This window comes from Dolomitihabitans soli (assembly GCF_022213955.1).
Taxonomy (GTDB): Bacteria; Actinomycetota; Actinomycetes; order Streptosporangiales; family Streptosporangiaceae; genus Streptosporangium_A; species Streptosporangium_A soli.
In genome coordinates this window covers 1-23,926 of sequence record NZ_JAKNTW010000011.1, presented here as the reverse complement: position 1 = coordinate 23,926, position 23,926 = coordinate 1, and the positions used below count along the sequence as shown (strand labels likewise).

General features: G+C 68.8%; 21 protein-coding genes, 2 tRNA genes, 1 rRNA gene and 1 riboswitch. Of the genes, 13 read left to right on the top strand and 11 right to left on the bottom strand.

What is annotated here, in order from left to right; translation table 11 throughout:
- Positions 1 to 45: 45 nt before the first annotated feature.
- Positions 46 to 558 (top strand): MarR family winged helix-turn-helix transcriptional regulator, encoded by a 513-nt coding sequence (locus MBA17_RS23725; protein WP_238498755.1) that lies wholly within the window; start codon positions 46 to 48, stop codon positions 556 to 558.
- 176 nt (positions 559 to 734) lie between these two features.
- Here the strand turns inward: MBA17_RS23725 and MBA17_RS23720 are convergent, their stop codons facing one another.
- From MBA17_RS23720 to MBA17_RS23710, 3 genes are all read right to left on the bottom strand, one after another.
- Complete coding sequence (locus MBA17_RS23720; protein ID WP_238498754.1) at positions 735 to 1,712, bottom strand: coiled-coil domain-containing protein; 978 nt, start codon at positions 1,710 to 1,712, stop codon at positions 735 to 737.
- A 3-nt stretch (positions 1,713 to 1,715) separates the two neighbouring features.
- Positions 1,716 to 1,868, bottom strand: a riboswitch (cyclic di-AMP (ydaO/yuaA leader).
- A gap of 60 nt (positions 1,869 to 1,928) precedes the next feature.
- On the bottom strand, positions 1,929 to 3,017 hold the full coding sequence (gene galT, locus MBA17_RS23715) for a galactose-1-phosphate uridylyltransferase (RefSeq protein ID WP_238498753.1): 1,089 nt from the start codon (positions 3,015 to 3,017) through the stop codon (positions 1,929 to 1,931).
- Complete coding sequence (locus MBA17_RS23710) at positions 3,014 to 3,808, bottom strand: DeoR/GlpR family DNA-binding transcription regulator (RefSeq protein ID WP_238498752.1); 795 nt, start codon at positions 3,806 to 3,808, stop codon at positions 3,014 to 3,016. Before MBA17_RS23710 ends, galT begins: the two co-directional genes overlap by 4 nt.
- A 32-nt stretch (positions 3,809 to 3,840) precedes the next feature.
- Between MBA17_RS23710 and MBA17_RS50530 the strand changes: the two genes are divergently transcribed.
- Positions 3,841 to 4,026, top strand: coding sequence for a 50S ribosomal protein bL37 (locus tag MBA17_RS50530; protein WP_455432831.1), 186 nt, complete (start codon positions 3,841 to 3,843; stop codon positions 4,024 to 4,026).
- Positions 4,027 to 4,146: 120 nt separating this feature from the next.
- On the opposite strand, the gene MBA17_RS23705 is transcribed toward MBA17_RS50530, so the two are convergent.
- Positions 4,147 to 5,571, bottom strand: coding sequence for an MFS transporter (locus tag MBA17_RS23705; protein WP_455432830.1), 1,425 nt, complete (start codon positions 5,569 to 5,571; stop codon positions 4,147 to 4,149).
- A gap of 98 nt (positions 5,572 to 5,669) precedes the next feature.
- On the opposite strand from MBA17_RS23705, the gene MBA17_RS23700 reads away from it, so the two are divergent.
- Entirely contained in the window at positions 5,670 to 6,767 is a 1,098-nt protein-coding gene (locus MBA17_RS23700) for an AI-2E family transporter (protein ID WP_238498751.1), read from the top strand.
- Here MBA17_RS23700 and MBA17_RS23695 read toward each other — a convergent pair.
- The 5 genes from MBA17_RS23695 to MBA17_RS23675 form a co-directional block, all read right to left on the bottom strand.
- Positions 6,697 to 8,049, bottom strand: a complete 1,353-nt coding sequence (locus MBA17_RS23695) for a dihydrolipoyl dehydrogenase family protein (protein ID WP_238498750.1) — start codon at positions 8,047 to 8,049, stop codon at positions 6,697 to 6,699. The two genes, MBA17_RS23700 and MBA17_RS23695, sit on opposite strands and share 71 nt — an antisense overlap.
- Before the next feature lie 20 nt (positions 8,050 to 8,069).
- Positions 8,070 to 9,770: an ATP-binding SpoIIE family protein phosphatase gene (locus tag MBA17_RS23690; protein ID WP_238499023.1), complete on the bottom strand. Its 1,701-nt coding sequence runs from the start codon at positions 9,768 to 9,770 to the stop codon at positions 8,070 to 8,072.
- Between the two features lie 14 nt (positions 9,771 to 9,784).
- Positions 9,785 to 9,958, bottom strand: coding sequence for a hypothetical protein (locus tag MBA17_RS23685; protein WP_238498749.1), 174 nt, complete (start codon positions 9,956 to 9,958; stop codon positions 9,785 to 9,787).
- A 298-nt stretch (positions 9,959 to 10,256) separates the two neighbouring features.
- Positions 10,257 to 11,630 (bottom strand): TrpB-like pyridoxal phosphate-dependent enzyme, encoded by a 1,374-nt coding sequence (locus MBA17_RS23680; protein WP_238498748.1) that lies wholly within the window; start codon positions 11,628 to 11,630, stop codon positions 10,257 to 10,259.
- Between the two features lie 72 nt (positions 11,631 to 11,702).
- Positions 11,703 to 12,623, bottom strand: coding sequence for a Gfo/Idh/MocA family protein (locus MBA17_RS23675; RefSeq protein ID WP_238498747.1), 921 nt, complete (start codon positions 12,621 to 12,623; stop codon positions 11,703 to 11,705).
- Positions 12,624 to 12,794: 171 nt separating this feature from the next.
- Between MBA17_RS23675 and MBA17_RS23670 the strand changes: the two genes are divergently transcribed.
- The gene (locus MBA17_RS23670) at positions 12,795 to 13,685 is read left to right on the top strand and encodes a dihydrodipicolinate synthase family protein (protein WP_238499022.1); all 891 of its coding nucleotides are present in this window, start codon (positions 12,795 to 12,797) and stop codon (positions 13,683 to 13,685) included.
- Positions 13,686 to 13,786: 101 nt separating this feature from the next.
- Here the strand turns inward: MBA17_RS23670 and MBA17_RS23665 are convergent.
- A tRNA-Gly gene (locus MBA17_RS23665) sits at positions 13,787 to 13,857 on the bottom strand.
- A gap of 89 nt (positions 13,858 to 13,946) precedes the next feature.
- On the opposite strand from MBA17_RS23665, the gene MBA17_RS23660 reads away from it, so the two are divergent.
- Positions 13,947 to 14,023, top strand: a tRNA-Pro gene (locus MBA17_RS23660).
- A gap of 166 nt (positions 14,024 to 14,189) precedes the next feature.
- On the opposite strand, the gene MBA17_RS23655 is transcribed toward MBA17_RS23660, so the two are convergent.
- Positions 14,190 to 14,675, bottom strand: coding sequence for an ATP-binding protein (locus MBA17_RS23655; RefSeq protein ID WP_238498746.1), 486 nt, complete (start codon positions 14,673 to 14,675; stop codon positions 14,190 to 14,192).
- A 265-nt stretch (positions 14,676 to 14,940) separates the two neighbouring features.
- Between MBA17_RS23655 and MBA17_RS23650 the strand changes: the two genes are divergently transcribed.
- The 8 genes from MBA17_RS23650 to MBA17_RS23615 all read left to right on the top strand — a co-directional run.
- Entirely contained in the window at positions 14,941 to 15,804 is an 864-nt protein-coding gene (locus tag MBA17_RS23650) for a helix-turn-helix domain-containing protein (protein ID WP_238498745.1), read from the top strand.
- Between the two features lie 262 nt (positions 15,805 to 16,066).
- A complete protein-coding gene (gene tig / locus MBA17_RS23645; protein WP_238498744.1) occupies positions 16,067 to 17,452 on the top strand; it encodes a trigger factor in 1,386 nt (461 codons plus the stop codon).
- Positions 17,453 to 17,632: 180 nt separating this feature from the next.
- On the top strand, positions 17,633 to 18,277 hold the full coding sequence (locus MBA17_RS23640) for a ClpP family protease (protein ID WP_455432829.1): 645 nt from the start codon (positions 17,633 to 17,635) through the stop codon (positions 18,275 to 18,277).
- Positions 18,278 to 18,288: 11 nt separating this feature from the next.
- Positions 18,289 to 18,933, top strand: a complete 645-nt coding sequence (locus tag MBA17_RS23635; protein ID WP_455432828.1) for an ATP-dependent Clp protease proteolytic subunit — start codon at positions 18,289 to 18,291, stop codon at positions 18,931 to 18,933.
- Between the two features lie 193 nt (positions 18,934 to 19,126).
- Positions 19,127 to 20,410 carry an ATP-dependent Clp protease ATP-binding subunit ClpX gene (clpX, locus tag MBA17_RS23630; RefSeq protein WP_238498743.1) on the top strand — a complete coding sequence of 428 codons (1,284 nt, stop codon included), beginning with the start codon at positions 19,127 to 19,129 and terminating at the stop codon, positions 20,408 to 20,410.
- 43 nt (positions 20,411 to 20,453) lie between these two features.
- Positions 20,454 to 23,030: a valine--tRNA ligase gene (locus MBA17_RS23625; RefSeq protein ID WP_238498742.1), complete on the top strand. Its 2,577-nt coding sequence runs from the start codon at positions 20,454 to 20,456 to the stop codon at positions 23,028 to 23,030.
- A 74-nt stretch (positions 23,031 to 23,104) separates the two neighbouring features.
- Positions 23,105 to 23,248, top strand: a complete 144-nt coding sequence (locus MBA17_RS23620) for a hypothetical protein (RefSeq protein ID WP_238498741.1) — start codon at positions 23,105 to 23,107, stop codon at positions 23,246 to 23,248.
- A gap of 608 nt (positions 23,249 to 23,856) precedes the next feature.
- Positions 23,857 to 23,926 (top strand): 16S ribosomal RNA (locus MBA17_RS23615); the annotation flags it as partial.

The following is a 23,926-nucleotide window of genomic DNA, read 5'->3' as shown; positions in this document are numbered from 1 at the left end:
TCTACATTATGTGTAGCCTACACATATTGGTGATAGCCTGAGGGCGTGGAAGTCGAGCAGAGCACAGCCGGAGCCGTCATCGACGTCGCGCTCTTCCGCCTGCGCAGGATGTGGGCCCGGCCATTGCGTGCCCGCAGGGCCGGTGCCCCCACCAGGCCCATCCAGATGTCCAACGTCATGGTGACCAGCGCGGTCTACCGGCTGGGCCAGGAGTGCTCCGAGGTGACCGTCGGCGCGGTCGCCGAGCACATGGACGTCGACCCCTCCACCGCCAGCAGGCTGGTCAACGACGCGATCGCCGCCGGGTTCGTCGAGCGGGAGACCTCGCAGATCGACGCCAGGCGGGTCCGGCTGGTGCTGAGCGAGCCGGGACGCCGGGTCCTCGACGCCGTCGCCCGCTTCCGCCGCTCCTACCTCGACCGCCTCATCGCCGACTGGGAGCCGTCGGACCGCGAGACGTTCGCCCGGCTCATCACCAGGTTCGCCGAGGCGACCGTGGCACAGCCGGCCGACCCGGGGTCCCTCGACCAGATCATCGCCAAGGCGCTGGACGACTGATCAGCCGGGCGTCCATGCCGGCGCCCTCACCGGGCGCCGGTGGCCCCGTCGAAGCCTGGCTCAGCGCACCCTCGTCACCGCTCTGCCGCGCTGAGAAGGCAAACGTCCGGAGGCGGGCCTTGCCCGCCGGCCGAAGGGCAGCGAGCCGAACGGTGTCCAGCCGAAGGCCCGCCCGCTCAGTACATCGAGACGTGGACGTGGTCGAAGTGGTTCTCGGTGACGCTGCCGCGATTCGACATGCCGCGCCAGCCGGGGGAGCCGATGTTGTAGATGCGCTGCTTGTAGATCACGTACTTGACGCCCAGTTTGCGGGCGTTCTTGATGGTCCAGGCGGAGATCTGGTCGCCGAGCGCGGCCCGTGCGGCCCCGGGCATCGCGCCGCCGGAGCTGAGCATGAAGTCGCAGGCGCGGCCGAGCGGGTGCTCGCCCATGTTGTCGACCCGGTAGCAGCCCACGGTGGAGAGCTTGAAGCGATCCTTGATCTCGTCGCGCATCAGGCGCGTGCGGGGGGTGATGTTGTCGCTGCCCACGGGTAGTTCCGGAGCCCAGCTGCCGTCGGAACGCTTGCCCGTTCCGGTGGGGATGAGCTGATCGAGCTTCTTCTCGATCTGATCGATCAGTTTCTCGGCGTCCTTGCGCTTCCGGTCCACGTCTTCCGCCTGGAGGCGGATCTTCGTGGTGAGGGCGGCTGCCTCGTCGGCCGCCTTCTTCCTGCTGTCGCGCGCGGTGGAGAAACCCTGCAGGTGCGCGGTCTGCTCGGCGGCCATCTGCTCCAGCAGGGCGGCGCCGCCCATGCTCTCGCCCGTCGGCAGCGCGGGCACCGTGCTGTCGCTGACCTCGTAACGCAGCCTGGCGATGCTGCCGACCTCCTTCGCGGCGCGTTCGTAGGCGTCATCGGCCGCGTTGAGCCGTTTCTTGGCCTTCTTCTCCGTCTTCTGGGCCTCGGCGAGTGCCACGCGTTTGGCGTTGTAATCCTCGATCAGCGTGTCCACTCGTTTATTGAGCTGCCCGAGCTCGGCTTTGAGCTCTGACTTGGTCGGTTTTGGTTCCGCCATACCGGCGCCGGCCGGGCCGAGAGCCAAGGCTCCGGCGGTGGCCAGCACGCAGGCCGTGATCGCGGCATGACGACGAAACGTGGGGGACAGAGCCGCCACGCACACTCCTCTCCTCTCGCCGACCGGGTTAGCTGACGGGTTCGGGCGGAAGAGTTATGGTGCGCCCTACCACGGCTGAGGTGCCGTGGATTCACCCCATGTGCGGTGGGTCCCCGGTTCCCGGGCGAGGCGCCCGGTATTAGGCGATTCGGCTGGTGAGGCCGATGTGTGAGGATGGTAGTGGCAAACTGCTGGTCACGCGACATTAAAATGAAATCAGATAGAGATCATTTCGTGACTGCCTCGCAGCATGCGGGCCGCTTCCTCCGGCAGCACGTCGTTGACGAACGCGCCCATCGCCGATTCCGATCCTGCCAGATACTTCAGCTTGCCCGCCGCGCGCCGGATACTGAACAACTCCAGGTGGAGATAGGCGAGATCACGCCCCTGCCGGACCGGCGCCTGGTGCCAGGCCGCCACGTAGGGCATCGCGACGTCGAACAGCCCGTCGAGCCGGCGCAGCACCTCGGTGTAGAGCGGGCCGAAGGCGGCGCGCTCGGCGGGGCTCAGGGAGCCCAGGTCGGGCGCCTTCCGGTGCGGGTAGAAGTGCACCTCGAACGGCCAGCGGGCCGCGGCGGGCACGAACGCCGTCCAGTGCGCGTTGGCCGCCACCACGCGGACACCCGCCTCCCGCTCGGCCGCCAGCACCTCGGCGAACAGGTCGCCGCCCGTGCGCTGCCGGTGCCGCTCGGCCACGGCCAGCATCTGCCTGGTACGCGGGGTCACATAGGGATACGCGTAGATCTGGCCGTGCGGGTGGGCCAGCGTGATGCCGATCTCGGCGCCCCGGTTCTCGAAGCAGAACACCTGCTCGACGCCGGGCATCGCGGACAGCTCCGCCGTACGGTCGGCCCAGGCCTCGATGACCAGGTCGACCTGGTCGGGTGAGAGCGAGGAGAAGGACGCGTTGTGGTCGGCGGTGAAGCAGACCACCTCGCAGCGGCCAAGGCCCGGTCGGACCTCGCTCAGCCCGCCTCGCTGCGGGTAGTCGCCGAGGTTGGCCGAGAAGGAGGGGAAGCGGTTCTCGAAGACCGCCACGTCGTACTCCGCGGCGGGGACCTCCGTCAGATGGCCGGGCTTGGAGGGGCAGAGCGGGCACTCGTCGGCAGGGGGCAGGAACGTGCGGGTCTGCCGGTGGCCGGCGATCGCGATCCACTCGTCGGTGAGCGGATCGTGCCGCAGTTCGGAGGCGAGCGGGCGGGGCGGCAGGTCGCGCTCGTCGATCGCGCCGCGGTCGGCGTCGTCACGCCGGTCGAAGTAGATGATCTCCCGGCCGTCGGCGAGATGGGTGACGGTGCGCTTCACGAATTTTCTCCTGCGTTGGTGTGGTCCGCGATGATCAGCTCGCCGACCTGGCCGGCCAAGGTCTCCCTGGCCTCGTCGGGCAACCCCTCGTCACTGATCACCACGTGCGCCTCGGCGAGCTCCGCGATCGTGGCTATCCCGATCGTGTCCCACTTGGTGTGGTCGGCGGGCACGACGAGCCGGTGGGCCGAGGCGACGAGCTCCCGGTCGGTCTCGGCCTCCAGCAGGTTGGGAGTGGTGAATCCGGCGCGGGAACTCATCCCGTGTACGCCGAGGAAGAGCGTGTCCACGTGCAGCCGCCGGATCGCGGCCACCGCGACCGGACCCACCAGCGCGTCGGAGGGGGTGCGCACGCCGCCGGTGAGGACCACCGTGCGGTCGGCCCTGGGGACTCGGTGGAAGACGTCGGCGACGCGGATGGAGTTGGTGATGACGGTGAGCTCGGGCACGTCGACCAGATGGTGGGCGAGGGTCCAGATGGTGGTGCCGGCGGAGAGCGCGACGGCGGTGCCCGGCCGTACGAGTGCGGCGGCCAGCCGGGCGATGGTGTCCTTCTCCGGTTGCTGCCGGGCGGATTTGGCGGTGAACCCCGGCTCCTCGGTGGATCCGGGACCGGCGGCGGTCGCTCCGCCGTGGACCTTGGAGACCAGCCCGCGACCGGCCAGGACCTCCAGGTCGCGGCGGATGGTCATGTCGGAGACGCCGAGCTCCCGCACCAGGTCGGCGACCCGGGCGCCGCCGCTCGCGCGAACGCGCTCCAATATCGCCTGCCTGCGCTGCTGGGCGAGCATGGATCTCTCCTTCAAACAGATTCCCCCAAATTATGACACAACAGATGTTGGATCGTGGTGACGCGTGGGCTTGGGTCTTGTCTGACACGCGTCCGCGAGGGAGTGTGGAAGTCCAGAACCCGACGAAGGGCGGTGTGCGGATGGCACGACGCGCGCGCAAGAGCCGGGCACGGAAGAAGAGAAAGGCGAACCACGGCAAGAGGCCCACGGCTCGCTGACGCGCCGGCGCCCCGTCGCACGATGCCGCGGTCGAGCGACGGGGCCGGGCCATCGTGTGCCCGGGGTTCCAGCAGTTCACGTGGGCCGTACGCCGGTCGGGCCCGCCATCTTGAGCGGGTCTAGGGAGTGGTGGCCGTCGCCGTCTCCCGGGTGGCCGCGCTAGCCCCGCGGCGGGCCGGGATCGCCAGGGCGATGAGCAGTCCGACGGCCGCCGCGGCCGCGCCGAGGACCAGCGCGACCCGCAGCCCGGTGAGCGAGGGAGCCGTCCCGGAGGCGATGGTCATCTGAGCGAGCACCACGCTGATGACCGCGCTGGAGACGGCCGTGCCGACCGCCCGCATCAACGCGTTCAGCCCGTTGGCCGCGGCGGTCTCGGTGACCGGCACCGCGGACATGATCAGCGCGGGCATCGCGGAGTAGGCGAGCCCGATGCCCACCGAGACGATCGTCACCGTGATCACCACCTGCCAGGCGGCGCTCATCAGCCCCAGCCCCGCCGTGTATCCGCACGCGATGATCGCGGAGCCGGTGACGAGCGCCGTCTTGGGACCCCAGCGGGCGGACACCCGGGCCGACACCGGCGACAGGAGCATCATCACCAGCCCGCCGGGCGCCAGGCAGAGCGCGGCGTCCAGTAGCGAGAGCCCGAGCCCGTAACCGGTGCTCCGCGGAGCCTGCAACAACTGCGGGACGATCAGGGACATCGCGAAGAGCGAGAACCCGACCATCACCGAGGCCAGGTTGGTCAGCAGCACGGGACGCCGCGCGGAGGTGCGCAGATCGACCAGGGGCGACCGGGTCCGGAGCTGCAGCCGGCCCCACAGCGGCAGGACCACCGCCGCTCCGGCGAACAGGGCAAGCGTCACCGGGCTCGTCCAGCCCCAGTCGCCGCCCTTGGAGACCGCGAGGAGCAGGCACACCAGGCCGACGGTGAGCCCGAGCGCGCCGGGCAGGTCGAAGCGGCCGGGGGCGCGCAGCGGCGACTCGGCCACGAACAGCAGCACGAGCACGAGGTTGAGCGCGCCCGCGCCGGCCGCCATCCAGAACAGCGCGTGCCAGTCGGCCCGCTGGGCGACGAAGGCGGCGAGCGGCAGCCCGATCGCGCCGCCCGCGCCGAGGGTCGCGCTCATCAGCGCCATCGCCGGGCCGAGCCTGGCCGGCGGCAGCTCGTCGCGCATGATGCTGATCCCCAGCGGGATGACGCCGATCGCGCAGCCCTGCAAGACCCGGCCGACGACGACGGGGCCGAGCGAGCCGCTCAACGCGCACACGGTGGAACCGGCGACCATCAGGACGAGGCTGATGATCAGCATGCGGCGCTTGCCGTACATGTCGCCCAGGCGGCCGGCGACCGGGTTGCACACGGCGGCGGCCAGCAGGGTGGAGGTGATCACCCAGGACGCGTTGGCGGGCGAGGTGCCGAGCATCCGCGGCAGTTCCGGGATGAGGGGCACGACGAGGGTCTGCATGAGTGACACGACGATGCCGCTGAAGGAGAGGACAGCGACCATGGGGCCGAGCTTGGCGCGGGAATTCTCGGTCAAGCGGGGCTTCTCCCAACCAACGGCGACATATGTACCGTGCATGTTATCGCGGGCGTGGCGGTGACAGATAGTGCATTCTCTACGACAGAGTGTGCTGAATGAGCTTCTCGCGAGGTCTGCGGCTGCTGCTCGGGATGGGCGCGGCCGTGCTGGTGCTGTTCGGGATCCAGGCGGTGAGCGAGGTGGCGGGGCCCGCGTTCCTCGCCCTGACGCTGATCATCGCGGTCAGCCCGCTGCGGGTCTGGCTGCGCCGCAGGGGCGCGCCCGGGTGGCTGCTGGTCACGGTCCCGCTCCTGGTGATCCTGCTGGTGATCGTGGCGCTGATCGCGTCGCTGGCGATCTCGATCGCCCAGCTCGCGGCGCTGCTCCCGGCCTACGCGACGCAGTACACCGCGCTGCTGGCGGAGGCGACCCGGTGGCTCGGCACGTTCGGCGTCACCCCGGAGCAGGTCCAGGCGGTGCTGCGCGGCATCGACCCCGGCCGGCTCCTGGCGGTCGCGCAGGGCCTGCTGACCAGCCTGCTCGGCATCGCCACGGCACTCCTGCTGGTCATCCTCCTGGCGTACGGCATGAGCCTGGACGCCACCTTCCTGCAGGACGCCATCAGGGCCCTCGCCCCAGCCAGGCCCGAGCTGGTCGGCGCGCTGCGCGAGTTCGCCCGCGGCACCTGCCGCTACCTGGTGGTCACCAGCGTCTTCGGCCTCATCGTGGCCGTGCTCGACGCGCTGGCCCTGTGGCTGATCGGCGTGCCGTTGCCCCTGTTGTGGGGACTGCTGGCGTTCATCACCAACTACATTCCCAACATCGGGTTCGTCGTCGGGCTGGTGCCTCCCGCCCTGCTGGCGTTGCTCGACTCGGGACCGGTCACCATGATCTGGGTCATCGTCATCTACAGCGCGCTGAACTTCGTGATCCAGTCACTCATCCAGCCGAAGTTCGCCGGGCGGTCGGCGGGGTTGTCGACCACGCTCACCATCATGTCGCTGCTGGTGTGGACCCTGGTGCTCGGCCCGCTCGGCGCCGTGCTCGCGGTGCCGCTCAGCGCCCTGGTCAGGGCGCTGCTCGTGGACGCCGACCCGGAGACCCGCTGGGCGATCCCACTGATCACCGGCGGGCCGGGGGAGGTCACCGGAGCTCGTGCAGGGCGGCCTCGACCGCCCGGTGGAACGTCGGGTAGGCGTAGATCATCTCCCTGAGTCGCGGCACCGGCACCCGCTCGTGCACGGCCAGGGTGAGCAGCCCGAGCACCTCGCCGCCACAGGGACCCACGCTGGTCGCGCCGACCAGCGTGGCGCCGTCGGCCACCAGCTTGACGAGCCCCTCGGCGCGGTAGATCCAGCCGCGCGCGGAGGCCGCCAGGTCGGTCGTCGCCACCCGGACGTCGAGCCCCTTCTCACGGGCCTGCGCCTCGGTCAGCCCGACGGCGCCCACTTCGGGGTCGGTGAAGGTCACCCGGGGCACCGCGTGATACTCGGCATCGTGCACGGGCTCGCCCAGGATGTCGTTGACCACGATGTTCGCCTGATACATCGACATGTGGGTGAACGCACCCCTGCCGGTGATGTCACCCAGCGCCCACACGCCCTCCGCCGCGCGCATCCGCCCGTCGGTCTCGATCGACCCGGCCGACTCGTCGAGCCCGACCGCGCCGAGCCCGAGCGCCGCCAGACCGGTCCGCCGCCCGGTCGCCACCAGCAACCGCTCGGCCCGTACGGCGGAGCCGCCCTTGACCTCCAGCGTGAACAGCCGCCCGTCATGGGATACCCCGGTCGCCTTCGCACCGGTCCGCACCTCGATGCCGTCGCGCTCGAACGCGCCGGCGACCAGCCCGCTCGCCTCCGGCTCCTCCAGCGGGATCAGCCGGTCCATCGCCTCGACCACGGTCACCGAGGCCCCGAACCTGGCGAACACCTGCGCCAGCTCGACTCCGATCGCCCCGCCGCCGAGCACGATCAGCGACCCGGGCACGCTCTCGGTCTCGATCGCCTGATGGTTGGTCCAGTACGGCGTGCCGGACAGGCCGGGGATCGGGGGCACGGCCGGCTCGGTGCCGGTGGCGAGCACGATGCCCCTGCGGGCCCGCAACACCCGTTCGCCGTCGACGGTGACCTCGCCGGGACCGGTGATCCGCCCCCGGCCGCGCACGAAGTGGCCGCCCTTGCCGATGAAGCGGTCGACCGCGACCTTGTCGTCCCAGTCGTCGGTGGCCTCCTCGCGGATCCGCCTGGCGACCGGCGACCAGTCGGGCGTCACGCTCGACCGGCCCGCCATCCCGGGGACCCGCCGGGTCTCCGCGATCAGATCGGCGGCCCGGATCATCATCTTGGACGGCACGCATCCCCAGTAGGGGCACTCGCCGCCGGTCAGGCCCGCCTCCACGCCGGCGACCCGCAGCCCGGCCGCCGCCAGCCTCCCCGCGGCGTCCTCGCCGCCCGGTCCGAGACCCACCACGATGACGTCGTACTCTTCCTCAGCCATGCTGCCACTCTGCCCTGAGCTCACGGCAGGCGAACCTCGCACCACACGATCTTGCCGATGGGCGTGGGCCTGCTGCCCCAGCGGTAGGCGAGCCGGTTGACCAGGTTGAGCCCGCGGCCCGCCTCGTCGTCCAGGTCGGGATGGAGCAGCGTGGGACGCTGCGGAGACCGGTCGGCGACCTCGCAGAGCAGCGTGGCGCCGCGCAGCAGGCGCAGCTCGATCGGCCCGGTCCCGTAGTTGACGGCGTTCGCGACGAGTTCGCTGACCATCAGCTCGGTCGCGTCCAGGATGGAGATCTGCCCCCAGGCGCGCAGCGTGGCGCGGACCAGGCGTCTCGCCTCGCCGGCCGACCGCGCGTCGAACGGCAGCGTCCAGGTGACGAACTCGGCGGGGGAGAGGTCGTGGACCCGGGCGAGCATGAGGGCGATGTCGTCACGCTCGTCACCGGGACGCTGGGTGGCGATCGTGGCGTCGCACAGGTCCTCCAGGTCGTCGTGGGCGCACTCCAGTAACCGCCGCAGGTCCCTGATGCCGGAGTCGAGGTCGCGGTCCCTGCTCTCGACCAGCCCGTCGGTGTAGAGCGTGAGCACGCTGCCGGTCGGCAGGATCAGCTCGCGCATCTCGAACGGGTCGCCGCCGATGCCCAGCGGCAGCCCCGGCGGCAGGTCGATCAGCTCGGTGCGCCCGTCGGGGCCGAGCAGCACCGGCGGCACGTGTCCCGCCCTGGCGATCGCGCAGGAGTGCGTGATCGGGTCGTAGACGGCGTAGACGCAGGTCGCGATCTGGGTGGCGTCCAGGTCCTGGGTCATGAGGTTCAGCCGGAACAGCACCTCGTGCGGGTCGAGGTCCATGCTCGCCAGGGTGCGCGCCGCCGTACGGAGCTGGCCCATCGTCGCGGCGGCCCTGGTGCCGTGGCCCATCACGTCGCCCACCACCAGGGCGACCCGGTGGCCGGGCAGCGGGATCACGTCGTACCAGTCGCCGCCGACGCCGGTCAGGTCGCTGGCGGGCAGGTAGCGCGAGGCGATCTCCAGCCCCGGCGCGGTGGGCAGGTCGGCCGGCAGCAGGCTGCTCTGCAGAGTGAGCGCGGTGCGCCGCTCCCGGTCGTACAGGCGGGCGTTGTCGAGGCAGAGCGCGGTACGGCCGGCCAACTCCTCGGCGAGCGCCACGTCCTGCGGGTGGAAGGCGGGGCTCGGCGCGGTGCGGGTGAAGACCACCAGGCCGAGCACCCTGCCTCTGGCCTGGAGCGGTACGACGAGGAAGGAGGAGTTCGCCAGCAGCGGGGCGACCGCGGGCCGCCGCCGCGACATGGCGATGTCCCGGGCGGTGCCCGCGTCCATCCGGGGATAGAGGATGGGCTTCGCGGTCGCCATGCACCGGGCGTGGGGCGACCAGGCCGGATAGGACGTGATCTCGTCGAGGGGGAAGGCGGCCAGGTAGTCGTCCGGCCGGTCCGCCGTGCCCATGGCGATGCGCCGTACGATCGCGGACCCGTCGGTGGGCCGCGAGGGGAAGTCGCCCTCGGTGACCAGCCGGTCGTGGACGAAGATGCCGGCCGCGTCGGCGAAGCGCGGCACGGCCACCTCCATCAGCTCACGGCCCGTCTGGCACAGGTCCAGCGTGCTGCCGATCCGGCGGCTCGCCTCGTTAACCAGGGAGAGTTGTTCCTCGGTGGACGCGGGGCTGCCGACCCTCGGCCGGTCGGGTGAGGCGGGGTTCATCACGAATTCGAGGCTCATACGCCGTCGGCCCCGGGTGTGTGGTGCCGGTGGCCCGGCGTCGTCGGTTTCGGAGGGGCGCCGCCCGAGTCGTTCTCGGCGACCGTGACGGAGAGGGCGGCTCTGGCCGGGCGGCCCGCACAGTTGAGTCCGTCGAGCCCGCTGCACAGGACGCCGTCGAAATCGGTCACCGTCATCTCCTGCCGTGCTTTGCCTGTTTCTTGACCGGTGACGGGAATGGGGATACCCCCGATGGTGATGTGGGGGGATCTGACTCGTCGGACGGAGAGTCTATTCAAGGAGGATCTTCCCGACGTGGGGAAATCTCGGCGTGTGTCAAAAAAGCGAGTTTTTGCCAGCGGACTGTCAGGAATCTTGCTCTGTACGCAGGTGTTCCACCAGTTCGTCGGCGAAGCTCCCTCGCCCGCCTGGCTTCAAGACCTTCCTGTCGGACCGCGAACCTGAAGTCCGAGGTCTTCTCCTGAGCGCTCACCCGGCCGGCTCGGTCGCGGGCAGTCCTTCCAGCGCGTGGTCGATCCGCTTCTGAGCCGGTGCGACGTCCTTCATGTCCCCGGCCAGATACCGGTCATAGGCAGTGAGATCGAAGTGCCCGTGCCCGCACAACGCGGTGAGGATCACCTTCCGCTCGCCCGTCTCCTTGCACCTCAGCGCCTCCGCCACGGTCTCCGCGAGCGCGTGGGCCGGCTCGGGCGCGGGCACGATCCCCTCCGTGCGGGCGAACTGGAGTCCCGCCTCGAAGCACTCGCGCTGGGTCCTGGCCACCGCTCCGAACATCCCCAGGTCGTACATGTGCGACAGCAACGGAGACATCCCGTGATATCGGAGCCCGCCGGCGTGGATCGGATCAGGCACGAAGCCGTGCCCGAGGGTGTACATCTTCATCATCGGGGTGAACCCGGCGGCGTCGCCGTAGTCGTAGGCGTACGTGCCCCGGGTGAAGGACGGACACGCGGCGGGCTCCACCGCTCTGATCTCCGGGTCGATCCGGCCCGCCAGCTTCTCCCGCAGGAACGGGAACATGAGCCCGGCGAAGTTGGATCCCCCGCCCGTGCATCCCACGATCAGATCGGGCGTCTCCCCGAACGCCGCCAGCTGCTCCAGCGCCTCCTCGCCGATCACGGTCTGGTGCAGCAGCACATGGTTGAGCACCGAGCCGAGCGCGTACCGGGTGTCGTCGGACCCGCCGGCCGCCTCGACGGCCTCACTGATCGCGATCCCCAGGCTGCCGGGAGACCCGGGCTCCGCCGCGAGGATCTCGGATCCGGCCCCGGTGATCGCCGAAGGGCTGGGGTGCACGGTCGCGCCGTACACGCGCATCAGGGACCTGCGATGCGGTTTCTGGTCATAGGAGGCGCGGACCATCCAGATCTCGCACTCCAGGTCGTACTGCGCGCAGGCGAAGGCCAGCGCCGATCCCCACTGGCCCGCGCCGGTCTCGGTGGTCAGCCGCCGGATGCCCTGCTGGGCGTTGTAGTAGGCCTGCGGGACGGCGGTGTTGACCTTGTGCGACCCGGCGGGGGAGCCGCCCTCGTACTTGTAGTAGACGCGGGCCGGCGTGCCGAGCGCGCGCTCCAGCCGCCTCGCCCTGATCAGCGGGGTCGGCCGCCACAACCGGTACACGTCGCGCACGCTCTCCGGGATCGCGACGAACCGGTCGGCGGTGGCCTCCTGCCCGATCAGTTCCATCGGGAACAACGGCGCCAGATCCTCGGGCGCCACCGGCCGGCGCGTACCGGGATGCAGCGGGGGCGGGGGAGGAGAAGGGAGATCGGCCAGGATGTTGTACCAGGCGTGCGGGATCCGCGACTCGTCGAGCAGGACCCGGGTGGCGTTGTTCACCATGCCTCCACGTCTACGGGGAGTACGTCTCACCTCACCCAGTGTCCGCGCCCGCACTCTCCGGGGAAACCCGTTTCAGGCTCTTCTGTCGCTCCGTGCCCGTGCGGAGGCGTCCGCCAGCAGGCTCAGCACGGCATGCGTCTGCCGCCACGGGACAGGGCTCGGAGCGCCGCCGACCATCTCCAGGAACCGGTCGATGGTGGCCCGGTAGCCGAGTCCGCCGAGCATGTCGCCGTCGCCGGGCAGGACGATCTCCTGGTCGTCCTCCTTGCCGTACGCCGTCACCCGGTAGGTCTCCGTCGCCGCCACGCCCAGCATCTCGACGGTGCCGAGGAGCCCGTCGGACCACTCCAGGGTGATCACGGCGGTGTCCTCGCTGCGCAGCCCGGCGTACCGGCGCACCGAGGCCGCGACCCCGGTCAGCCGTACGTCGGGCCCGAACAGCGCGACCAGCAGTTCCACCCCGTGCAGCCCCATGGTGACCACGGCGCCGCCGCCCACCTCCGGATCGTCCTGCCAGGGCGTGCCGCCCGTCAGCCAGCGCCCCACGTCGTGCCGTACGGTCGCGCGCACGGCGAGCACCCCGGCCCGGTCCAGGCGCCGTCCCAGATCCAGTACGGCGGGCGCGAACCGCAGCACGGAGGTCGTCATCACCCGTTCCGGCGCGACGGCCACGACGTCGGCCAGCCGGGCGAGCTGCGCGGCGGTCGTGGCGGCCGGTTTGTTCACGAAGCACGGGATCCCGGCGGCCAGGACGGCGGCGAGCGTGTCGGCGACCTCGGTGGGCCGGGTGCTGATCACCACGCCGTCCGGCTCCGTGGCCAGGAGTGAGGAGAGGTCGGCCGCACGCCGGGCCTCCGGGTGCTCGGCGGTGAAGGTCGCCAGACGATCGTCCTCCGGTTCCCAGGCGACCAGGTCGCAACCGGTGAGCGCGCGGATCGTCCGGGCGTCGGTGTAGGGATGGCTGGTGGCCAGTCCGGCAAACGCGATTCGCATGATCGATCCTAACCAGGAGCACGTCCGTAGTTACGGTCTGGACCGTATTCTATCGGGTGGCAGTGTGACAACCGGCGCGGCCCGAACCCGGCTTGCGGGCCCGCGCTCCACTCGATTACGTTCGGGACCCCTATCCGTCGTACTCATAACCAGGCAGGACTCCCGGTGGAGATGGACCATCGCGCGGCCTCGGTGCGCGAACTACTACGCTGGCGGCTCGCAGCCGCCGCGCTCACTCCCGCCCACGCCGACGGCGAGGTGGAGCACGAGGCGCTGGAGCCCTATCTTCGCAGCCTCGTCGCCGACGGGGCCGGGGCGCTCGCCGTGTGCGTGCACACCGGGCGCGGGCCGTACCTCTCCGCCGGGACCCGGCGTGTGGTGCTCGACGCGGCCAAGTCCACCGGCGTCCCCGTGATCGTGGGCGTCGGCGGCGGGGGAGACGCCCTCGCCATGGCCCGCGCGGCGGCCGGAGCCGACGCGCTCCTGGTCTTCCCGCCGCCGCCCGGCGTCGACCCGCTCGCCCACCACGACGCGATCTGGCGCGAAGCGGGCATCCCGCTGATCGTGTTCGACCTCTATCCCGGCGACGGCCGGATCTCCTACACCGCCGAGCACCTCCGGCCGTTGCTCGCCCATCCCGGCGTCGCCGCGATCAAGATGGCCCGGCTGTACGACGCCGTCGCCTGTCAGACCGCCATCGGCCTCGCCAAGGCCGCCGGCCGGCTGCCCGTCACGGGCGAGGACCGCATGTTCGGCCCTTCGCTGATGTGGGGCTGCGAGGCCGCCCTGGTGGGCATCGCGGCCGCGGCCGTCCCCGTGACCGCCGCCGTCCTCACGGCCTATCACCAGGGGCGCCACGACGACTTCGTGGCCGCCTCCGCCCGCCTGGACCGCCTCGCGGAGGTCACCTTCACCGACCCCCTCGAAGGCTACGTCCAGCGGATGATGTGGATCGCCGCCGCCGAAGGCCGCCTCCCGGCCCGCGCGTCCCACGATCTCCATGGCCCCGCCCTGCCCGAATCCGACCGCGCCCGGGTCGCATCGGCGCTCGGACCCGTCTGAGTCTTCCCAGTTTCGCACCGAAGCGACACGAGGTCGAAACTTCGGAAAAGCCGAAAGGCCAGGTCCCCGAACATCGGTTGACCTGGCCTTTCACTATTCGGAGCGGACGACGGGAATCGAACCCGCGTAGCTAGTTTGGAAGACTAGGGCTCTACCATTGAGCTACGTCCGCGCGAGCCGGTCGTTGTCTGGTCTAGACTTCATCCGGTCGTCAGGGCGTAAGCGTACCGGAGTTCACGGGCGTTCGCGCACCGACGTTCACGGGGCGTGGCGCAGCTTGGTAGCGCGCGTGCTTTGGGTGCACGAAGTCGTGGGTTCAAATCCCGCCGCCCCGACCAAGACGAAGGCCGGCCCATCATCGATGGCGCCGGCCACGCGGTCCGCGAAGCCGTACGGACGATCGAGGTCAGCCCGTACGGCGGCGCGTGAGCGATGTGTATGCGGTGCTTGTGAGGCGCGTGTGAAGCGCTCAGCCCTCGGCGCTGAAGAGGGCGTGTGAAGTGCTCAGCCCTCGGCGCTGAAGAGAGCCCAGACGGCCTTGCCGCCGGTGTCGAGGTGATCCCAGCCCCAGTGCCGGCTGTAGGTCTCCACGATGTAGAGGCCGCGACCGTTCTCGGAGATGAAGTCGGGTTCCTTGGGAACGGGAGCCACTTCGCTCGGATCCGCAACCGCGAGGACGACATGAGGGGCCAGACGGAGGAGCATTAGGGTTATCGGCAGATCGCCGGTGGCCTGATGGAGGCACGAGGCGTAGCGGACCGCGTTGGTGACGAGTTCGGAGACCACCAGGGCGGCGTCATCGCCGAGATCGGAGAAGCCCCAGTTGTTCAATGTGGTGCGTGTCACATCGCGAGCCGTCTTCACGGAGTCGGCCTGTGGCGGGAGCGGGCAGGTGGCCGTCTCCGACGCCTTGCCCCGCAATAGGTCCGGAAACCGGAGACGACGATGAATCTGCAGGCAGTCAGCAGTGGACGTCGGCTCCTCCACCATCCTGCCGATACCTCCCGCTGTCATCGTGAAGTCTCCGCGACCATTGCCGTTTTCAGGTCGAGTGCACCATTAGCCCAAAATGGCACTAGGCCATCATGGGTCACCGGGAACGTCCGCTGCAAGACCCAAATGCACGTGCAGTTGCATTGTGCAGCCGCATGGGCGATTACGTGTCGGTGCTTGCGAATCGGACACGGGGTTGAGACCTTGTCATCGAGGCCGGAAGTAGTGACACTGTGTCTGGCTTAAGCCTGAGGGAGGCGATGTGACGCAGACACAGCCGGGAGCCGGTCCCACGGCGCTGCGTATCCTCCTAGGCTCGCAGCTGCGCCGCCTCCGTGAGGCGAGGGGCATCTCCCGAGAGGAGGCCGGGCATCTGATCCGGGGGTCTGAATCCAAGATCAGCCGGATGGAGCTCGGACGCGTCGGATTCAAGGAACGCGATGTGGCCGACCTGCTCACCTTCTACGGCGTGGAGGACGAGGATGCCCGGACGCCGGTGATGGACCTCGTGCTCAGAGCCAACGAACCCGGCTGGTGGCACCGCTTCAACGACCTGCTTCCCTCCTGGTTCCAGGCGTACGTCGGCCTTGAGGAGGCCGCCTCCCGCATCCGCACCTACGAGGTGCAGTTCGTCCCCGGGTTGTTGCAGACCAAGGAGTACGCGCGGGCCGTCATCACGGCCGGCGCCGCGGGGCTCGGATCGCACGAGATCGCCCGCCGCGTCGACCTGCGGATGGAGCGCCAGCGGGTGCTCGAAGGGCAGGGGCCGTTCTTCTGGGCGGTCATCGACGAGGCCGCGCTGCGCCGTCCGATCGGCGGGGCCGACGTGATGCGCGCGCAGCTGGAGCACCTGCTGGAGCTGATGCGCCAGCCCAACATCACGATCCAGGTCATGCCGTTCAGCTTCGGCGGTCACAGTGCGGAGGGCGGCGCGTACAGCGTGCTGCGCTTTCAGGACAACGAGCTGCCCGACGTCGTCTACGTCGAGCAACTCGCCAGCGCCCTCTACCTTGACAAGCGCGAGGACGTCGACCGGTACAGCGAGGTCATGGAGCGGTTGTGCGCCGTGAGCACCACGCCTGATGAGACCGTGGAGATCCTTGTCAAGATCATGAAGGAGATCTGACGCCGGCATCGTCGCTCGCCGGTGCGTATCTGCCCTAGACTGGTCAGCGGCGCTGGACACCCGCCACGACTGTGCATGTCCGGAAGATGGGAATCAGCGCCGCTCATGTGGGCGCGGCGCGCGAGCTTGCCGCGGTAGCCGTAACGGGAGAAGAAGTCGAGCCGAGAACGGCGGGGGCGTCGCGAGGTGAGACGGACTCGACCGGAGAAGCACGACTTGACGCGCCCGCGATCACTCGAAGCTTGATCAAGGAGACCACCCCGTGAAGACCGCTGTCGAGGAGCTCAGCCCCACTCGGGTGAAGCTCACCGTCGAGGTGCCGTTCGAGGAGCTCGGCGAAAGCATGCAGGCGGCGTACAAGAAGGTCGCGCAGCAGGTCCGCGTGCCCGGCTTCCGCCCCGGCAAGGTCCCGGCCCGCATCATCGAGCAGCGCTTCGGCCGCGCGGTGGTGCTGGAGGAGACCCTCAACGACGCGGTTCCGAAGCTGTACAGCCAGGCCGTGGACGAGAGCGAGATCTTCCCGGTCAGCCAGCCGGACATCGAGGTCACCAAGATCGAGGACGGCGAGCAGGTCGAGTTCACCGCCGAGGTGGACATCCGGCCTAACTTCGACGTCCCCGATTTCGCCGACATCGAGGTCACGGTTGAGACGGCCGAGGTCGCCGACGACGACATCGACTCCCAGCTCGACTCCCTGCGCCAGCGCTTCGCCACCCTCTCGGGTGTCGAGCGCCCGGCCGCGACCGGCGACTACGTGGTCATGGACCTCGCCGCCGCGATCGATGGGAAGAACATCGAGGAGCAGCAGGCGAGCGAGGTGTCCTACGAGGTCGGCGCGGGTTCCGTGCTCCAGGGCCTCGACGACACGCTCGAAGGCATGTCCGCGGAGGAGGAGAAGTCCTTCACCTCGACCCTGGTCGGCGGCGAGAACGCCGGCGAGGAGGCCGAGATCACGGTCTCGGTGAAGTCGGTCAAGGAGAAGGTGCTCCCGGAGCTGGACGACGAGTTCGCCCAGCTGGCCAGCGAGTTCGACACGCTTGAGGAGCTCCGCGACAGCCTGCGCGGGCAGGTCCGCCGCAACAAGCTGATCGACCAGGTCATGCAGGCCCGTGAGAAGGCCATGGACGCCCTGCTCGGCAAGCTGGACATCCCGCTGCCCGACAGCGCGCTCACCACCGAGATCGACGCGCGCAAGCACAACCTCGAGCACCAGATCGCCGAGAGCGGCCTGAGCAAGGAGGCGTTCTTCCGCCTCTACCAGACCACCGAGGAAGATCGCTACAAGGAGTTCGACGAGGCCGCCGCGAAGGCGCTCAAGACGGGCTTCGTGCTCGACAAGATCGCCAAGCAGGAGGAGCTGGGGGTCTCCGAGTCGGAGCTCACCAACTTCGTGGTGCGCCGCGCGATGGAGCTCAACGTCGCGCCCAACACCCTCGCGCAGCACCTGGCCGACAACGACCAGCTCACGCTGGCCATGGTCGAGATCGTCCGTGACAAGGCCAAGTCGGTCGTCGGCGACGCCGCCAAGGTGACCGACGAGGCCGGCAACGAAGTCGACCTCAAGGCCATTTACACCGAGATCAACCCGCCGTCCGAGGAGGAGTCCGAGGACGAGGCGCCCGCTGCGGAGCAGCCCGCCGCGCAGTAGGCTCACCCACGCGAACCGGCGCCCCGTCGTGCACCTGCGGCGGGGCGCCGTCGTATTCCCATCGGTGTGCTACCTGCGCCGACAGCGAACAGCCCGTGGAGGCGGCATGTCCGGTACGTGGCGCGCGTTAGGGTCACAAGCAAAGCCAAAATCGATTACGACGCATCGGAAGGTGACGCTGTGACCAGCCCGCCGACCTTCTTCCAGCCGACCGGATCCGGTCCTGAGTCGATGAGTCAGCCGAACGGCTCGTTCCGGCTCGAAGACCAGCTCTACCAGCGGCTGCTGCGCGAGCGCATCATCGTGCTGGGCACCCAGGTCAACGACGAGATCGCCAACCGAATCTGCGCGGAGCTGCTGCTCCTCGCCGCCGACGACTCCGACCGTGACATCTGGCTGTACATCAACTCGCCAGGCGGCTCCGTGACAGCCGGCATGGCGATTTACGACATGATGGAATACGTGCCTAACAACGTGTGCACGGTGGCCATGGGGCTCGCCGCCTCGATGGGGCAGTTCCTGCTCTGCGCCGGTGCGCAGGGCAAGCGTTACGCGCTGCCGCACGCACGCGTGATGATGCACCAGCCTTCGGGTGGCATCGGCGGCACCGCCGCCGACATCGCCATCCAGGCGGAGCAGATGCTTTACGTCAAGAAGACCCTGGCCGAGCGCATCGCCCACCACACGGGCCAGCCGCTCGACCAGATCGAGAAGGACTCCGACCGTGACCGCTGGTTCACCGCCGACGAGGCCAAGGATTACGGCTTCATCGACCAGGTCGTCCGCAGCGCACGGCAGGTGCCCTCATCCGGCGCCGTCTCCTGAAGGGGCATAAGGTGAGTGAGCTGATCCGGCCGGGAGACATCAACGGCCGATACATCATCCCTTCGTTCGTCGAACGCACGACGTACGGCGTGAAGGAGATGAACCCCTATAACAAGCTCTTCGAGGACCGCATCATCTTCCTCGGAGTGCAGATCGACGACGCGTCGGCCAACGATGTGATGGCCCAGCTCCTGACACTGGAGTCGCTCGATCCCGACCGTGACATCAGCATCTACATCAACTCGCCGGGTGGGTCGTTCACCGCGATGACGGCGATCTATGACACGATGCAGTTCGTCCGGCCGGAGATCCAGACGGTCTGCCTCGGCCAGGCGGCGTCGGCGGCGGCCGTGCTGCTGGCAGGCGGCACGCAGGGCAAGCGTTTCGCACTGCCGAACGCGCGGGTCCTGATCCACCAGCCCTCCACCGAGGGCGGCGGTCAGGGAAGCGACATCGAGATCCAGGCGAGGGAGATCCTGCGGATGCGGGCCCTCCTCGAGGAGATCGTGGCGAGGCACTCTGGCAAGGACGCCGACGAGGTGCGTCGCGACATCGAGCGCGACAAGATTCTCAGCGCCGACGAGGCGAAGGCATACGGCCTGGTGGATGACATCATCCCGTCGCGGAAGAAGCGAGCGCAGGCTGTCGCTTCTTAACAGGGACGCGCGCACCGGAACCGTGCCCAATTGGGCACGTTCCGGTGCGACTCGCCGCCAGGGGGCTCACTGAGGGCCTGGGAGACGGTAACGTCGAAACCTGAGCGGGATGACTTTTCGGATCCGGCATCGGGCCGGGACGAAAGAAACGGACCGCGGTAGCAGGGCGGTCCCACGCAAAGGAGTATCTGGGGTGGCACGCATCGGCGACGGGGGAGACCTGCTGAAGTGCTCGTTCTGCGGAAAGAGCCAGAAGCAAGTCAAGAAGCTCATCGCCGGGCCCGGCGTGTACATCTGCGATGAGTGCATCGATCTCTGCAACGAGATCATCGAGGAGGAGCTCTCCGAGTCCTCCGAGCTCAAGTGGGACAACCTGCCCAAGCCCCGCGAGATCTACGAGTTCCTCGACGCCTACGTCATCGGTCAGGACAAGGCGAAGAAGGCGCTCTCGGTCGCCGTCTACAACCACTACAAGCGGGTGCAGTCAGGCGAGCGCAGCCGCGACGACGGTGTCGAGCTGGCGAAGTCCAACATCCTGCTGCTGGGTCCGACCGGTTCCGGCAAGACCCTCCTGGCGCAGACGCTCGCGAAGATGCTGAACGTGCCCTTCGCCATCGCCGACGCGACCGCGCTCACCGAGGCGGGCTATGTCGGGGAGGACGTCGAGAACATCCTGCTGAAGCTGATCCAGGCCGCCGACTACGACGTCAAGAAGGCCGAGACCGGCATCATCTACATCGACGAGGTCGACAAGATCGCTCGAAAGAGCGAGAACCCGTCGATCACGCGTGACGTGTCGGGCGAGGGCGTCCAGCAGGCGCTGCTGAAGATCCTCGAGGGCACCACGGCGTCGGTGCCCCCGCAGGGCGGGCGCAAGCACCCCCACCAGGAGTTCATCCAGATCGACACCACCAACGTGCTGTTCATCTGCGGCGGCGCGTTCGCCGGCCTGGAAAAGATCATCGAGTCCCGGATCGGCAAGAAGGGGATCGGCTTCAACGCCATCCTGCACTCCAAGGACGAGATCGACGCCTCCGACATCTTCGGCGACGTCATGCCCGAGGACCTGCTCAAGTTCGGCATGATCCCCGAGTTCGTCGGCCGGTTGCCGGTCATCACGAGCGTGCACAACCTCGACCGTGAGGCGCTCATCCAGATCCTCACCGAGCCGCGCAACGCCCTCGTCAAGCAGTACCGGCGGCTCTTCGAGCTCGACGGGGTCGAGCTGGAGTTCGGTGACGACGCGCTGGAGGCCATCGCCGACCAGGCGATCCTGCGCGGCACCGGAGCACGTGGCCTGCGCGCGATCCTGGAGGAGGTGCTCCTCTCGGTGATGTACGAGGTGCCCAGCCGACAGGACGTCGCCCGGGTGATCATCGATCGGGCGTCCGTGCTGGAGCACGTCAACCCCACGCTGGTGCCCCGTGACCAGCTTCAGGCCAAGCAGCAGCGCGCGCCGCGGGAGAAGTCCGCCTGAGTTTGGGCAAGGGAGCCGGTGGACATCCGTAGAATTAACCACCGTGACCACGCCAGAGCTGCCCACCCAGTACACGCCCGCGGAAGTCGAGACCCGGAACTATGACCGCTGGGTATCCGAGGGCTACTTCACCGCGAGCCCGGGTAGCGACCGCGAGCCGTACTCGATCGTCCTTCCCCCGCCCAATGTGACGGGTTCGCTGCACATCGGCCACGCGCTGGACCACTCGATCCAGGACGCGCTGACCCGCCGTGCGCGGATGGCCGGTGCGGAGACCCTCTGGCTGCCGGGCATGGACCACGCCGGCATCGCCACCCAGAACGTCGTCGAACGTGAGATCGCCAAAGACGGGATGTCTCGCCACGACCTGGGCCGTGAGGCGTTCGTGGAGCGGGTCTGGCGGTGGAAGGAGGAGTCGGGCGGCCGGATCCTCGGCCAGATGCGCAAGCTCGGCGACGGCGTCGACTGGTCCCGCGAGCGGTTCACCATGGACGACAACCTCTCGCGCGCCGTACAGACCATCTTCAAGAGCCTGTTCGACGAGAAGCTCATCTATCGCGCCGAGCGCATCATCAACTGGTGCCCGCGCTGCCTGACCGCGCTGTCCGACATCGAGGTGGAGCACAGCGAGGACGAGGGCGAGCTCATCTCGATCAGGTACGGCGAGGGCGACGACGCCATCGTGGTCGCCACCACCCGGGCGGAGACGATGCTCGGCGACACCGCGGTGGCCGTCCACCCCGCCGACGAACGCTACGCGCACCTGATCGGGCGCGAGGTGGAGCTCCCGCTCACCGGGCGGCGGATCCCGATCGTGGCCGACGAACACGTCGACCCGGCATTCGGCACCGGCGCGGTCAAGGTCACCCCGGCGCACGACCCCAACGACTTCGAGATCGGCCGCCGTCACTCGCTGCCCTCCCTCACCGTGATGGACGAGCGCGGTGTGATCACCGCGCACGGTCCCTTCGAAGGGCTTGACCGGTTCGAGGCCAGGCCCGCCGTGGTCGCCGCGCTGCGCGCGGAGGGCCGGATCGTCGCCGAGAAGCGGCCCTACCTCCACTCCGTCGGGCACTGCTCGCGCTGCAAGACGGTCGTCGAGCCGAGGCTGTCCCTGCAGTGGTTCGTCAACGTGTCGCCGCTCGCCAAGGCCGCCGGCGACGCCGTGCGCGACGGCCGCACCACCATCCACCCGCCCGAGCTGGCCAAACGCTACTTCGAGTGGGTCGACGACATGCACGACTGGTGCATCTCGCGGCAGCTCTGGTGGGGACACCGCATCCCGGTCTGGTACGGCCCGGCAGGCGAGATCGTCTGCGTCGGCCCTGACGAGGAGCCCCCGGCGGGTTACGTTCAGGACCCTGACGTGCTCGACACCTGGTTCTCCTCGGGACTGTGGCCGTTCTCGACCCTCGGCTGGCCGGAGCAGACCCCGGAACTGGCGAAGTTCTACCCGACTTCGGTGCTCGTCACGGGCTACGACATCCTGTTCTTCTGGGTGGCCCGGATGATGATGCTCGGTCTCTACGCGATGGACGGGCAGCCGCCGTTCCGCGTGGTCGCCCTGCACGGCATGGTCCGCGACCAGCACGGCAAGAAGATGTCCAAGTCGTTCGGCAACGTGGTGGATCCGCTCGACTGGATCGAGCGCTACGGAGCCGACGCGACCCGCTTCACTCTTCTTCGCGGCGCCAACCCCGGGTCCGACGTCGCGGTCAGCGAGGAGTGGGCGGGGGGCTCGCGCAACTTCTGCAACAAGATCTGGAACGCCACCCGCTTCGCGCTGATGAACGGCGCCTCGGTCAGTGACGCGCTGCCCGCCGAACTGACCGCCGCCGACCGGTGGATCCTCTCCCGCCTGCAGACCGTGATCGCGTCGGTCGACGACGCGCTCGCCGGCTTCGAATTCGCGAAGGCGTCCGACCTCCTCTACCACTTCGCATGGGACGAGGTCTGCGACTGGTACGTCGAACTCGCCAAGATCCAGCTTTCGGCCGGCCTCGACGGAACCCGGCTCGTCCTCGGCCATGTCTTCGACGCCCTGCTCCGGCTGCTGCACCCGCTGGTGCCGTTCGTGACGGAGGAGTTGTGGCGCGCGCTGACCGGCCGGGATTCCCTCGTCGTCGCGTCCTGGCCGGTGGCCGACCCCGCCTACCGGAACCCTGCGGCCGAAGCCGAGATCCTCCAGGTCCAGGCTCTGGTCACCGAAGTCCGCCGCTTCCGTTCCGACCAGGGACTCAAGCCCGGTCAGCGGGTGGCCGCCCGGCTCTCCCTCGCGGGCGCGTCCCTCGCCCCGCACGAGCTCGCCATCCGCACACTGCTCCGCCTCGACCAGCCGTCGGACACGTTCAGTCCCACGGCCCGCCTGACCATCGGCACGGTAGAGGTGGAGATCGACACTGCGGGGACCATCGACGTCGTCGCCGAGCGGAAGCGGTTGGAGAAGGATCTGGCGGCTGCCCGTAAGGACGCGGCGCAGTCGGCGGGGAAGCTCGGCAACGAGCAGTTCATGGCCAAGGCTCCCGACGACGTCGTCGCAGGGGTCCGGGCCCGCGCCGTCCAGGCCGATGAGGACATCAGACGCCTTGAAGCCCAGCTGGCCGCCCTGCCCGAGGGCTGACCCCCAGGTCGTCACGTTGTGTTGATGTCGTGGGCCCCGTGCCGGATTTCGGGCGGTCCTGATCGCGGCCCGGCGTGGCGGTCCCCGGTCACGGGCTCCCGGCGCGCATTGGGTCGGGCCGTGACCGGCCGGCCGAGGTCCTGGTCACGCCGCTGGGCGACTTCACGGTCGTCGGCGGCGTGTTGCGTGCCGTGGTGGCGGAGCAGGCCTCGGTGTGACGCCGGGGTGCGTCGGCGAACCCTCGCGATCCCTGGTTGGCCAGACGTCATCGGTGCCGAGACGGGCGATCAGCGGGCGAACCCACCTGGGCATCCGGATCGGCCTGGACAGCAAGGGTGCGAGCAGGGAGCGGTTGCCGGGCGATCCGCCACCGGGCGTGCTGCATGTTTAGCCACCCTGAACCAGGGGTAGACCTCATCGTTACTGAAGATGAAGCCTTGGGCCGCGCTGAGAGTGCTAAGATTTCTCTTGTGGCGCTGAGAGGTGCTGCTCCCACTCTCCTTACCCCGGGTTCGGGCCTATCAGCACGATTTGGTGCAGGCCAGATGATGGAGTAAGTTGGAGGGGTTGTCCCAGAAACGGGACAACAAGAAAAAATCGAGCGATTTGACAAGAATCACTCGATATAGTAAAATAAGAGTGCGGAAGTACACGCCTCCGATCGGATCGGACCTGAGTGGTTCTGGTTCGGCGGTGTACGCGTCCGTTTCTTGAGAACTCAACAGTGTGTTCAAAAAGCCAGTGCATGATGCACAACCCCGTCACGTTTATTGTGACGGATTCCTTTGGTTGACATTTATGTCAGCCAGGTGAAGTTTCCAAGCATTTTTTGGAGAGTTTGATCCTGGCTCAGGACGAACGCTGGCGGCGTGCTTAACACATGCAAGTCGAGCGGA